Source organism: Aquibacillus saliphilus (assembly GCF_020404745.1).
GTDB classification, from domain to species: domain Bacteria; phylum Bacillota; class Bacilli; order Bacillales; family Amphibacillaceae; genus Aquibacillus; species Aquibacillus saliphilus.
The window spans coordinates 22773-36209 of sequence record NZ_JAIZAP010000026.1; the positions used below are offsets into that span (position 1 = coordinate 22773).

The 13437-nt window shown below is 35.6% G+C and carries 13 protein-coding genes; 4 read left to right on the top strand and 9 right to left on the bottom strand.

Going from position 1 to position 13437, the window contains the following annotated elements:
* Window positions 1–4: 4 nt before the first annotated feature.
* A complete protein-coding gene (locus LD272_RS19925; RefSeq protein ID WP_304511990.1) occupies window positions 5–1045 on the bottom strand; it encodes an FAD:protein FMN transferase in 1041 nt (346 codons plus the stop codon).
* 413 nt (window positions 1046–1458) lie between these two features.
* On the opposite strand from LD272_RS19925, the gene LD272_RS19930 reads away from it, so the two are divergent.
* From LD272_RS19930 to LD272_RS19945, 4 genes are all read left to right on the top strand, one after another.
* Window positions 1459–3369, top strand: coding sequence for an FAD-dependent oxidoreductase (locus tag LD272_RS19930; RefSeq protein WP_226038356.1), 1911 nt, complete (start codon window positions 1459–1461; stop codon window positions 3367–3369).
* Window positions 3370–3562: 193 nt separating this feature from the next.
* Window positions 3563–3985, top strand: coding sequence for a NusG domain II-containing protein (locus tag LD272_RS19935; RefSeq protein ID WP_226038357.1), 423 nt, complete (start codon window positions 3563–3565; stop codon window positions 3983–3985).
* Between the two features lie 114 nt (window positions 3986–4099).
* A complete protein-coding gene (locus LD272_RS19940; protein WP_226038358.1) occupies window positions 4100–4630 on the top strand; it encodes a Gx transporter family protein in 531 nt (176 codons plus the stop codon).
* Between the two features lie 27 nt (window positions 4631–4657).
* Entirely contained in the window at window positions 4658–5638 is a 981-nt protein-coding gene (locus LD272_RS19945) for a polyprenyl synthetase family protein (protein WP_226038359.1), read from the top strand.
* Window positions 5639–5750: 112 nt separating this feature from the next.
* Here LD272_RS19945 and LD272_RS19950 read toward each other — a convergent pair whose 3' ends face one another.
* From LD272_RS19950 to ptsG, 8 genes are all read right to left on the bottom strand, one after another.
* On the bottom strand, window positions 5751–6167 hold the full coding sequence (locus tag LD272_RS19950) for a S1 domain-containing RNA-binding protein (protein ID WP_226038360.1): 417 nt from the start codon (window positions 6165–6167) through the stop codon (window positions 5751–5753).
* A 169-nt stretch (window positions 6168–6336) separates the two neighbouring features.
* On the bottom strand, window positions 6337–6717 hold the full coding sequence (locus LD272_RS19955; RefSeq protein WP_226038361.1) for an FtsB family cell division protein: 381 nt from the start codon (window positions 6715–6717) through the stop codon (window positions 6337–6339).
* Window positions 6718–6724: 7 nt separating this feature from the next.
* The gene (gene yabQ, locus LD272_RS21700; protein WP_226038362.1) at window positions 6725–7324 is read right to left on the bottom strand and encodes a spore cortex biosynthesis protein YabQ; all 600 of its coding nucleotides are present in this window, start codon (window positions 7322–7324) and stop codon (window positions 6725–6727) included.
* Window positions 7321–7620 (bottom strand): sporulation protein YabP, encoded by a 300-nt coding sequence (gene yabP, locus LD272_RS19965; RefSeq protein ID WP_226038363.1) that lies wholly within the window; start codon window positions 7618–7620, stop codon window positions 7321–7323. The genes yabQ and yabP overlap by 4 nt, the downstream gene beginning before the upstream one ends.
* Window positions 7621–7717: 97 nt before the next feature.
* Window positions 7718–7975 (bottom strand): RNA-binding S4 domain-containing protein, encoded by a 258-nt coding sequence (locus LD272_RS19970; protein WP_226038364.1) that lies wholly within the window; start codon window positions 7973–7975, stop codon window positions 7718–7720.
* A 27-nt stretch (window positions 7976–8002) separates the two neighbouring features.
* Window positions 8003–9457 carry a bifunctional methyltransferase/pyrophosphohydrolase YabN gene (gene yabN, locus LD272_RS19975; protein ID WP_226038365.1) on the bottom strand — a complete coding sequence of 485 codons (1455 nt, stop codon included), beginning with the start codon at window positions 9455–9457 and terminating at the stop codon, window positions 8003–8005.
* A 4-nt stretch (window positions 9458–9461) separates the two neighbouring features.
* Complete coding sequence (locus LD272_RS19980; RefSeq protein WP_226038366.1) at window positions 9462–11048, bottom strand: putative polysaccharide biosynthesis protein; 1587 nt, start codon at window positions 11046–11048, stop codon at window positions 9462–9464.
* 316 nt (window positions 11049–11364) lie between these two features.
* Window positions 11365–13308: a glucose-specific PTS transporter subunit IIBC gene (gene ptsG, locus LD272_RS19985; protein WP_226038367.1), complete on the bottom strand. Its 1944-nt coding sequence runs from the start codon at window positions 13306–13308 to the stop codon at window positions 11365–11367.
* Window positions 13309–13437 lie beyond the last annotated feature (129 nt).

The following is a 13437-nucleotide window of genomic DNA, read 5'->3' on the forward strand; positions in this document are numbered from 1 at the left end:
CCCCCTAAAAATTCCCTAGTTCAAAGTCTTCATTCGTCAACTCAAAAACTCCCTTTAATCCGGATGATATATATATTTTTTTATCTGTACTGATAAAGATAGCTTCTACTTCATCAAAACCCTCAATGTATTGCATCCCGTCTTTGATCCCTTTTGCAAATACTGACGTAGATAGTGCATCACCATCGATCGACTTATTACTAATAATGGAAACTCCCGCGATATCATTCATAAAAGGGTAACCATCTTTTGGATTCAACAGATGGTGGTATTTTGTATCGTCAATTTCTAAGAACCGCTCATATATACCCGATGTTACGATTGATTTATTAGCTTCTGAAACCTTACCAATCGTTTCTCCTCTTGGAGCAAACGGATTTTGGATTCCAACTGTCCATTTATCTCCTGATGGATTATCTCCCATTACATAAATATTTCCACCCAGATCGATAATCGCCGTTGTGATATCGTGTTCTTTTAAAATCGTGACAACCTCATCTGCAATAAAACCTTTAGCAATTGCACCCAAATCAAGCTGCATCCCTTTTTTCTTTAAAAAAACCGTTTGTTCTTCAGCATTTAACTCTACATCGCTGTAATTAATTAAGGGTAAAACAGCATCTATTTCATCTTGTTTTGGCTTCTTAGCATCGTCAAAGCCGATACGCCATAGTCCAGTCAACGGCCCGATCGATAAATCAAATGAGCCACTAGATTTTTCACTATATATCTTGCCAGCATCTATCAATCGATAGATATCTTCTGTCACTTCAACCGGTTGAAGCCCAGCGTTGATATTAATCTTCTCAACTTCAGATTCACTTTCTTCTAATGATATTTGATTAGATAGGGTATGAATCGAATCGAAAACAGGTTTTAAAACATCTTCTTTTCCTTCATCATAAACTTTAACCGTTACGATAGTACCCATTAAAAAATTAGTTTCTTTATATGGATCGCTCGTTAGTTTCTTTTCTGTTGCCTGACCACATCCAACAAGGATAGTAAATACAACGAACAATACGAACAAAGCATTCTTTTTCATTACAATCACAACCTTTCCCACTAAAAAATGCTTAAACAGCACCCAAAATCTTATTAAACTATTATTGCTTAAAAGGTTTACTTGTGAAATATTTCACATTTATACTATAATTTTATCATTGGCTTTTTTGTCTGTCTATATGTTTTAAGTCTAGGTATTTGCTGCCTTTAACCAAAATATTAACCAAAACTACTGTCAATAGCGGTTTTATAACTTTCATTTGTAATGTGAATAGTTTATGAACTTCATAGTTTAAGATGTATTGTTACTATTTAGTGAACATATTCACAAAATATACATCCGTATTATCTAAAAACCATTTACATCAAACGTTAATGGCCTTACAATAAAATTAATTGTTCATAACTTCACAATATTAGAAGTTTATAAAGTATTTAAAAGGAGTGAAAAAAATGAAAGAGAAGAACATTGTTATTATTGGGGCTGGTTATGCTGGGGTTCATGCAGCGAAAAAACTTGCCAAAAAGTATAAAAAAGATCCTTCTGTTTCTATTACATTAATTGATCGTCACTCGTATCACACGATGATGACGGAATTACACGAGGTTGCTGCTCATCGTGTTGAACCAGATGCGATTCAATTCGATCTACGCCGTCTTTTTAACCGAACAAAGGTGAATTTGGTAACAGATAATGTAACACATGTTGATCATGATAAAAAAATTGTAACTACTGAATTAGGTTCTTTCCCGTATGATTACTTAATCCTAGGTATGGGCGGAGAACCAAACGATTTTGGTACACCTGGTGTTGCTGAACATGCATTTACACTATGGTCCTTTGAAGATGCAATCAAATTACGGGAACAAATTGAAAAAACAGTTCAACGTGCCGCTAGAGTTCATGACGAAAAAACCCGTCGAGCAATGCTTACCTTTACTGTCTGTGGTTCTGGTTTTACAGGAATCGAAATGGTTGGTGAATTAATAGAATGGAAAAATCGTCTAGCAAAGGATCACAAACTAGATGAAGAAGACATCACACTCTATGTTGTAGAAGCAGCACCAACAATCCTAAATATGTTAGAACGAAGAGATGCAGATAAAGCTGAAGCATATTTAGTGAAAAAGGGAGTAAAAATTCTTAAAAACGCTCCAATTGTTGAAGTAAAACAAGATGCAATTATTCTAAAGTCAGGTGAAGAAATTCCAACACACACCCTTATCTGGACAGCAGGAGTTAAGGCGAATTCTGATACAAAAGATTACGGAATGTCCTCTGGACGTGCGGGTCGCTTAAAAGTTAATGAGTATATGGAATCTGAGGATTTTGAAGATGTTTATGTAATTGGTGACTTGGCTTATTACGAAGAAGAACCCGGAAAACCAACACCACAAATCGTTGAAGCAGCTGAACAAACAGGTATGACAGCAGCAAAAAGCATTATTACAGAAATTAGCGGTGGAGAAAAAGAAGCGTATCAAGGTAAATATCATGGTGTTATGGTATCGATTGGTGCAAGATATGGAGTTGCAGATTTAAGTGGTCTTCATTTAAGTGGTTGGTTTGCTAACTTCATGAAACACATTGTTAATTTATACTATTTCTTTGGGATCAGAAGCGGCTATTATATGTTCCAATATGTGATGCATGAATTTTTCCACACCACAGATAAACGTAATATTTTCAGGAACTTTACTACAAGGTATGGCAATGTGCTATGGAGCATTCCTCTTAGGATTTTTGTTGCTGGCTTTTGGCTTGTAGAAGCTGGAGCAAAAATTTGGGGAGAATCGACCTGGAAGGAAGCAACATCTAGCTTTAGTAATGTGCCTAAGTTATTTAATGGCCTCGGAGAAGATTCTTGGCTAGTTGGTTCTACAGTTAGAATGCCGTTTGAATGGTTGCAAACTGCAACTAGTGGTGCGAGTGAAGCTGCTGAAGCAACAGAGTGGGCAACGCCAATCTTAAGCAGAATGCCTGGAATTTTTCAATGGTTTATGGAAATTGTGCTTCCAACTCCTGAAATGGCAGTATTCATGCAAAAAATGATGGTCTTCATTGAATTAGGAATTGGTTTAGCAATCCTCGGTGGTTTATTCACTTGGTTAGCTAGTGCAGCAAGTGCCGGTTTCCTAGTAATGTTTACACTATCCGCGATGCTTGGATGGGATAAGGTTTGGGCAATACCAGCATCAATTGCTTTGATGAATGGGTCTGGTAGAACATTAGGACTTGATTACTGGGTTGTTCCATTCCTTCAACAAAAAGCTGGAGATTTGTGGTACGGAAAACCAAGATCGATCTATACAGATTATCAAAAAGCATCTAGTAAAAAAGGCGATCGTAAAAAAGTATCCTAACTTGTGAAAAAAGTCGCATATTAAGAACGAAAGCGCAGGTGCCGAAGCTGGACGTGGCATAATCTATAATTAGTTTATCCACATGGGCCACCATTTTATATGTTTCTGGACAAATAAACCATTAAAGCGAACGGTTAAACCCTTTGCTTTAATGGTTACATCTAAAAGTGAAAAAGCAAAGGGGAGAAAAGATATGAAATCTTATTATCAGATGGTAAAACGTTGGGATGTAATTATTACTCTCACGCTCGTTCTTTTTTCTTTTTTGCCCTTTGCTATTTTCAGTTATCAGCAAGCCAGTAAAACAGGAGAAAATCTACAACAGGTTGCAGTCATCTCTGTAGATAATCAAGAGGTACGACGGGTAATGCTTACTGGAAATAAAGGCGAAGAAGTATTCGATATAACACAACATGAGTCAGATACAAATACTATAGAAGTTATAGACGACCGAATACGAATAAAGGCAGCCACTTGTAACGATCAGGTCTGCGTTTTAACCGGATTCATCTCAAAGCCAGGGCAAACCATTGTTTGTTTACCTCATAAATTAGTAATTGAAATACAAACAATCAATGGCGAAACGGATACTGATGATTTGATTATTAGTTCCTAACATATCACGAAGATTCATAGCCTAATTAATGCTATCAGCCGATCTAACATAATAACTCTGATAGTGTAACCCTAGTTTCCTCCCTAGAAACTAATAGATTGGAAGTTGATGAATATGACCAAAAATCAACGCCTTGTTTACATTGCACTACTCGCTTCTCAAGCCGTGATTATTAGTTTACTAGAACGAGCTATTCCATTCCCATTTGCTATTGCACCGGGAGCAAAACTAGGGCTTGCAAACATTATCACGCTGATGGCATTATATACCCTCTCAACTAGAGACGCAGGTAAGGTTGTTACCATTCGCATTATTCTATCCACTTTATTAGGTGGGACAATTGCGTCGTTCATGTATAGTGCTTCTGGTGCAATTTTAAGTTTTCTAGGAATGTGGGCAGTAAAGAAGCTAGGCCCCTCGCGTATTAGCCTGATTGGAGTAAGTACAACTGGTGCAATTCTCCATAACGTCGGTCAATTAGTTGTTGCTAGCTGGATTGCACAGACCTGGACAGTTCTCCTGTACTTGCCAGTATTATCGTTTGTCGGCATATTATCAGGCATTGCAATTGGCATCATTGCTAATTACTTGTTAATACATGTTGAGAAATTAAATTATTATAAGGATTTAAGAGATTTGGACTAATTTACAATTAGGAAGGGGACACAAATCATGCATGTACACAATATGTGGAATGATTACCCAGACTTAAAAAATGATCTGACAATGGTACTTAATTTAATAGAATCACATATCCGTGTTAGAAATAAAACAGTTAATACAACAATAAAAGAGTTGGTTCATTCCGGCGGAAAATTGCTTCGTCCTGCTTTTTCTCTTCTATGTGCGCAAATTGGATCAGATAATGATAATGAAAAAGCTATTGCAGTTGCTGCAGCACTTGAAACATTGCATATGGCAACACTGATACATGATGATGTAATTGATGAAGCAGATACGCGTCACGGAATAAATACCATCCATTCAAAAAATGGTAATAAATTCGCTATTTATTCCGGAGATTATCTATTTTGTGTTTGTTTTACAATCCTTTCTAAACATGCTACTTCTTTAGCTCATTTAGAATTTAATTCACGAAGTATGGAAAAGATACTAAGTGGTGAATTAGAGCAACTGGATTCCAGATATCATTCTGCTGTAACTATTAAAGATTACTTGTCACGCGTTTCTGGAAAAACTGCACAATTATTTGCAGTAAGTTGCTATTCAGGGGCCATTGAAAGCCAAGCATCTCGTAGGCACTCTATGATTGCTTGGAATATGGGACATCATATCGGGATGGCATTTCAAATTATGGATGATATATTGGACTACCAGGGTGATAGCCAAACAATGGGTAAGCCAGTCATGGCTGATATTAAGCAAGGAATCTACACACTGCCTCTAATCTATGCTATAAATGCAAATCCACATGCTTTTAAAGGATTGTTGCAGAAAAAACAAGCACTAACAGACGATGATATGCTGGCACTAACAGAATTAATCAGCCGTTATCAAGGTGTTGAAAAAGCGCAGCAAGTAGCAGGGAAATACACCGAAAAAGCAATTAAACAACTGAATAAATTGCCAGATGGTCCATATAAAGAAACACTCTATCAATTAACAACCGCTTTACTGAAACGTACCGTTTAAATGTGAATATTTCAAAATAAAAAGCTGATGCAACAAGCATCAGCTTTTTACTTTACATTATTAGTAACTAAGGCATTTTGATTATGCATAGTCCGCTAATAGACAGCAAGTTTTATCCTTTCTTAGCACCCCGTCCTCCACGTTTAGATTCAGTTTGTTTCTTTAAAGATGCTAGACGATCTTCAGAGTCTTTGAGGAAACGGTTCATTTTTGCTTCAAAATTTTCTGGTCGGTCACCACCACGAGTATTACTTTTCGGGTTGCTTTTACGACGTCCAGCGTTAGGATTTGGATTATCTTTCGCTTTTTTAATAGATAATCCAATTTTTCCATCTTTCTCAACATTAATGACTTTAACTGTTACTTGATCGCCAACGCTAAAGTGTTCATTAATATCCTTAACGTAGTTATCCGCAACTTCACTAATATGAACTAATCCTGTTGAACCACCCGGTAGCTCAACAAATGCTCCAAAATTAGTAATACCTGTTACCTTACCCTGCAACTTGCTGCCTACTTCGATTGACATAAAAACAATGCTCCTCCTTGTTATTTTACAAAACTTGGCTAATCGCCAAGGATCTTATATGGCATGGTGAAAGGATAAATTTTTATACCATCCTCGTCTTATACGAGCGATAATAGGATAATAAAAATATGTCCTTTCTATATATTATATATAAGCAGTCAAAAGCGTGTCAATAAGACGGATCTTCTTCGGGAAGTTTAAAAATTAATTCTCCTTCTTTAGAAAAGAAATAATTAGTCCGTGCGATTTCGAGTACGTAATCCTCATCATTCAACAACTGAATTTCTTGTTCTAAATTTTTTTCTTCCTTTTCAAGGGAAGTCATTTTTTCTTCAAGTTGGTCGTATTTTTCTTGTTTCTCAGTATATAATGCTCGTTGATTTAAATTATAAGCAATAATGCTACCTAACGTAATCATTAACAGTAAAACAAATAGCACTAGACGTCGATATAGACGTTTCTTTTTCTTCATTTGTCTTTCCTGATAAGCATCATATTGTTTTACATAATTTGATTCTATTTTTGCTATTTTTCTTTCCTTTCTAGACACCGACAGTCTACCTCCTTTTGCTTTTGATCCCACTCCACCATTTTCTTAATATATTCTTTATTTTACTATAAAATCCTGCTAATTGTTTAAAATATTTTTTGATAGGTTTAGGTGTGAGAAACCAAATAAGAACAAAGGTTAATTTAACTGGGTACCATAATATCTTTAGGATTAGCCACATCAACCATAGCAAAACACCCCAAATCCAAATGAGCAAAAAAATAATGAACTGAACTAATTTTTTTACCGGTCTAACGATTAGAACTTGTACTAAACGGTAGAAAAAATAATAGATCCAAATAATTGTGGAAATTAATCCTTCTAATAGCCGCCTATACAGACTCTCAAATAAACTCTTATAGGCAGCATAGCCACACAACAAGGCTAGAAGAATATAGAAGCGTAAATTCCCTTGGTTTACTAAATATAATAGATAGAACAAAATCAGTGTTTGTAGTAACCAAAAACAAATTTCTATAACATAGGGGAAAATCTTGCGCCTTTTCCAATAAAATTCAAATCTACGAAATGTATCTACTGATGCACCTAAATATATACCTCCAATTATCATGGCGATAATAGTTAGAAATTGAGTTGAAAGTGTCATTTAAACAGCTTGCTAAATAATCCTTTAGCCTTCTCCCCATGGTTTTCATCCAAGTAAGAAAGCTCATAAATTTTACCTTTAATTGATACATTTCCTTCTCCAACATCCAGATTTTTCATTTGTAGATTTTCACCACGAACAATTAGATAGCCTAAAACGGTTTGCAAAAGAAATTCTTCACTATCAAAACTATCAACTTCCTTTACACCACTAATTTCTAGGTTCCTCCTATTATTCATTTTTATATAATGTTCCATCTGTGGTTTAGTAGTAGGATTATTCTCATAATAATTCATTTATACAGCCCTCCCTTTTATCGTTATAACTTATGAAAGGGGGGACAAGTTTAGAACAATATAATAGGTGATTTTTAATATTTGATAGAACTTCACTCTACTTTACAGGTTCTTCCTTTTTCACTATATATAAAGTTGTTGCTTCATCTTTTTTAATTACTTCCCTTATTGAATTAACTTCAATCGTTAACAGTTTTTGACCAAACTGAATCGTTAACTCATCACCTACGGCAACTATTGAAGAAGCTTTTGCCTTATTACCATTAATAAGTATTCTTCCCTGATCGGCAACTTCTTTGGCAAGTGTACGTCTTTTGATTAGTCTAGAAACTTTTAAAAACTTGTCGAGTCTCATTTTAAAACTCCACCCTTCTTTTGTAGATTAGTCTACTTTTTCCTTTTTAGCTTTATTCCACAAGTCATCTAATTGCTCTAAGGACATCTCTTCCATTGTTACATTTAAATCTTTTACCTTTTCTTCCATATATTGAAACCTTGCTTTGAATTTAGTATTCGTACGATGAAGTGCCAGTTCCGGATTCATTTTATAATATCTTGCAAGATTTACAATAGCAAATAGGACATCTCCTAGTTCTTTCTCTAATTCTTGTGACTCTTCTTTAGCTATTGCCTCTTTTACTTCCTCTAGCTCTTCATGAATTTTGTCCCATATTGGATTTGGACTATCCCAATCAAATCCCACTTTAGCTGCCTTTTTTTGAATTTCTTCTGCTATTAATAATTCTGGTAGTTCATCCGCAATATTATCTAATAGTGACTTTGACTGAACACCTTTTTCTTGTATTTTTATCTCTTCCCAGTTTACTACAACCTCCTCAGCCGAGTTAGCGCTTTTATCACCAAAAACATGTGGATGTCTACGAATCATTTTATTTGTTAATGTTACTATTACGTCATCGATAGTAAAAAATCCTTCATCTTCACCAATTTGACTATGTAACATGACCTGTAATAAAACATCGCCTATTTCCTCTGTCATACCTTCATCATCAGACTTATTAACTGCCTCAATAAATTCATAGGCTTCTTCAATCAAATATTTTCTAAGTGATTCATGTGTTTGTTTTTTATCCCACGGGCACCCATTTGGGCCTCTTAATTGTTCGATGACTTCTTTCAGTCGGTAAAATTGATGATTTAATTGCTGGTCCGTTACAGGCGGTACATATACACTAGTTAAATTGCTTAACTGTACTGAATGGTCTAGGTCAACTAAAGGAATAGTTATCATTTTTTCTTGGTCACTGCCTACCGCTTCGATAACAGTTATTGGGTGCTCTGGAGACAAATCCTCTAATAAAGTTAATTTCACTTCCGATGCAACAAAGGTATCATATACTTGGCAAAATACGATATGCTGACGGTATTCCAACTGGTTTCTCTTGAAATCAGTTGCATCTAAAAACTGAAAACCATCGATTGGATCAATTCGTAATGCTGTAAATAGATCATCTAAGTAACTCTGTCCCCCAATTAAATTAACCGAAACTTCTTTTTGCTCTAAGAGCAATTGAACAGTTTTTTCTGCAAGCATTGGATGTCCCGGAACCGCATAGATAATAGATTTAGCTTTACTCTCAGTAACTAATTGCTCGACAATTTTTGCATAAACAGTCTCAAATTGTTCTTGTTGTTCATAGATCGAGTCATAAGAAATAAATGTGACCCCTTCTTTTTGAAGTGATCTAACAACCGGGTGATCTATTGTCCGAACATAGATAGGTTGTCTTTGATTTATTAATTTCCGGTATATTCCAAGTGGCAATTGATTAATATCACCTGCACCAAGTCCGATAATTTCAATTGTATTATCCATATCATCATCTCCTTCGATTTTTGAATGCAACTATTGTCTCACCATAGGGAAAAGCTCTTAACTCCTCCTCATTAAACCCATCCCATTTAACTAATAAACCTAGATAAATTATTGCACCTAGGATACTAACGAGTAAAACGAATCCTAAATAATCAAAACGAGTCGTTATCCCAGCTAACTTGAATACAAATTGGTTCATTGCAACTAAAAATAAAATTAATATTGATGTAGCCATTAGAAAAGGTTTACTCTTTATTACAAATAGCTTTGTATCTGGCAAAACTTTTTTTAATCGATGTACATTTAGGATTAGTACAATGAACACACTAAAGACGGTTGCAAATGCACTGCCTGTAATGCTGTATAATGGAACTAACCAAGCGTTTAACAACCACTTGACCAATAATCCAACCATTACAAAAAAAGCTGTATGGTACACATAGCCTAGCCCTTGTAAAATTGAGGCCGTTGTTATAATAAGAGAACTAAATAAAATCGCAAGTGACAAAACCTGAAGACTAGTACTACCTTGGTCACTTTGAAATAATAATATGTTTGCATGTGGAAAGATTCCGATCAAGCCTACAGTCGCTCCAACTGAGATATATAAACTAAACTTAAACGCACTTTGAATATGTGATTTAAATTCACTCGGAAACTGCGCTAATCTATTTTTGGTAATTGTCGGGATAATGGCCAATGCCAATGATGATCCAAGTACAGTTCCCAGTTGTATTAACGGTTGGCCTCTGTCAAAAATACCTTTCCATATCTTTGCTTCGTCTATTTTTAAACCATAATTTACCAGATTAGGAATTAAAGTGAATGCATCTGAAAATTGAAGTAATAGTAAAAGCATGTGATTAATACTAATTAAAAAACCATAGACCACAATTGTCTTTAAATAATAGATCCAATTAAAAGAATAGCGCTTATTTCCAAAGGGTTTTTGTTTGTACCAAATATAGAGAAGAACTAGACCAGCAATTGATGCACCTACAATTGTACCAAGCGCTGCACCTGTTCCAATTAAATACAGGTCGTTTCCCTGTTTCACTAAAATCACTGCAGAAAATAATATAATTGTTACTCGTACCACTTGTTCAATGATTTGTGATACTGCTGTTGGCTTCATATTATTTAGACCCTGAAATACACCTCGAATTATTGAGGTGAACGGTATAAACAAGTAAGCCATTGCAGCAACTTGCAAAGGACCTTCTAATTTAGAATCGCCCATTAATGATGCTATTAATCCTGCATTGATATAAATACTAAAAAAGAGTATTACATTGATTAAACATAGAATGCTAAAAATTGGCAAGTAAAACGAAGATACAGCTATGTTATAACCCTTATCTCTTTGTTGTGCAACAAGTTTGGAAACTGCTGTTGGAAATCCATATAAAGATAGCATTAGTGCAATGCCTAAAAACGGATAAATTTGTTGATAAATATAAAAACCCAGATCCCCTGTTATATTTTGCAGTGGAATCCGGTATCCTGCACTAAGTACTTTACTTAACAATCCAGTAAATGTAAGTAGTAATGCACCCTTTAACACATGTTTTGTTGTCTGTTCATTCTGCATTATGTACGCCTTTCTTTTCGTGTAACAGCTTGTTTCTTTTTCTACAATTAATGATATTATATCACATTAAAAATAGATGTAGAAAAGCATAGGCGCCTTGCTCACCCCCGACAAGCTTAAGTCAAGCCTCTCTCCCTTTAGTTCTTTGCGGGCAGAGAGGACTTGGATGAACACCTCAGGCGGGATAGGAACGGGGGATTAACATGGCACAATCCTGTTATTAGTTATCTACATTTATCTACATGGTAACCATTTTATAGTTTTCTTAACAATTTAAAAGCCTCCTTTACACCATGGTGTAAAGGAGGCTTTCTTTTTATTTAATCTCTATAATATTGGAATCATTTTGATTCACTTTGTCTGCGGCTTTAACTTGTACAGTCTGCCCCTCTTGTAAATTTGTAAAAATCACTGGAGTAATTGTCGAAGTCGCGTGCTCTGAAATATAATCAAGATCAATTTCCATTAATACCTGACCTTGTTTAATCTCATCGCCTTCTTCAACTTTGGCTGTAAATCCTTCACCTTTTAAGTTAACTGTGTCTATACCAATATGAATTAGAATCTCCATACCATTTTCTGCTTCAATTCCAATTGCATGTTTAGTAGGAAATACATTTAGTATTTTACCATTAACAGGCGCGACAATTTCGCCGACCTCTGGTTCAATGGCGAAACCATCACCCATCATCTTCTGTGAAAATACTTGATCTGGAACTTCACTAATAGGCAAAATCTTACCTGTTGCAGGACTAACAAAATTAAGATCACCTTCAAGCTTTGGTGCTTCGGTATTCTTTTCTTTAGGGTCCTGTTTCTTAGTACGAGGTGTTTTCCCGCTAATAATATCTTGAATTTGACCCTTAATTGAATCTGAGGCTGGACCGAATATAGCCTGAATATTGTTGCCTACTTCCATAACCCCTGATGCACCTAGTTGTTTGAGGCGCTTCTTATCTACATTACTTTTATCGTCTACTGAGACCCTTAACCTTGTGATACAAGCATCAAGATGAGTTATATTTTCCTTTCCTCCCAAGCTTTCTAAAATGTCATATGGAAGGTCGCCTGCTTCTTTACCATTTTCACTTTCAGAATCCGAATCCTCATCATCTTCTCGACCTGGTGTTCCTAAGTTCCATTTTCTAATTGCAAAACGGAATCCAAAGTAGTAAAGGAATGCAAATGCGATACCTACCGGAATAACCATCCATGCGTTTGTTGATAATCCCCAGTAAAGAACGTAATCAATAAAACCACCTGAGAATGTAAACCCTGCTTTTACATTTAGTAAATCCATTACAACAAATGAAAATCCTGCAAAAACAGCGTGAATTAAGAATAACACTGGTGCTACAAATAGAAATGCAAATTCAATTGGTTCTGTAATACCAGTTAAGAAAGATGTTAGTGCAGCAGAAGCCATGATTCCGCCAACCTTTGCTTTGTTTTCTGGTTTGGCTTCATGGTAAATTGCTAGTGCTGCAGCTGGTAAACCAAATAACATGAACGGGAATAATCCAGCCATAAATGTTCCTGCTGTTGGATCGCCAGCAAAATAACGAGTCATATCTCCTTTAACTGTCTCTCCTGCATCATTAACAAACGTACCAAATTCATACCAGAATGGTTGATAGAAAATATGATGCAAACCAAATGGAATTAACGCACGTTGACCAAAACCAAAAATAAATGCTGCTACAGTTGATCCTGTTTCTGTAGCAAGTACAGAAAACCAGTCAATCACATCTTGAATTGGTGGCCAAACAAAAACGAATATCATTCCTAATACAACACCTGTTGCAGCTGTTATGATTGGAACAAAACGCTTACCTGCAAAGAAACCTAAAAACTGTGGTAATTTTATGTCATAGAACCGTTTGTAGAGGATTGATGCGGTAATACCCATAATAATACCGCCAAAAACACCCATTTGTAAGGTGGTCATCCCTAGCATTTCAACAGTTTCGACACCTCTTGCTTCGGCCATAATACCGAGTGTTACATTCATAGTTAAAAATCCAATAACTGATGCCAAACCGGCTACTCCATCGCCATCAGATAGTCCGATAGCTACACCAATAGCAAACAGTAAAGGTAAATTATCAAATATAATTCCACCAGCTTGAGCCATTATTGCAATATCAAAGACATTTTCATGACCCAAACCAAGTAACAACCCAGCAGCTGGTAAGACTGATACTGGTAGCATTAATGCACGACCAACACGCTGTAATAAACCAAAGGCTTTTTTAAACATAGTAGTTCCCTCCTGAATAAGTGAATTTGTAGAAGTTGTATAGCGTTAGCTTTAGAATCTTGTCCAATAAAAAAAGACATGAGTAGTAAAGATTTTTATAGTTACCATTAGGATATACTTGTCCCTTAT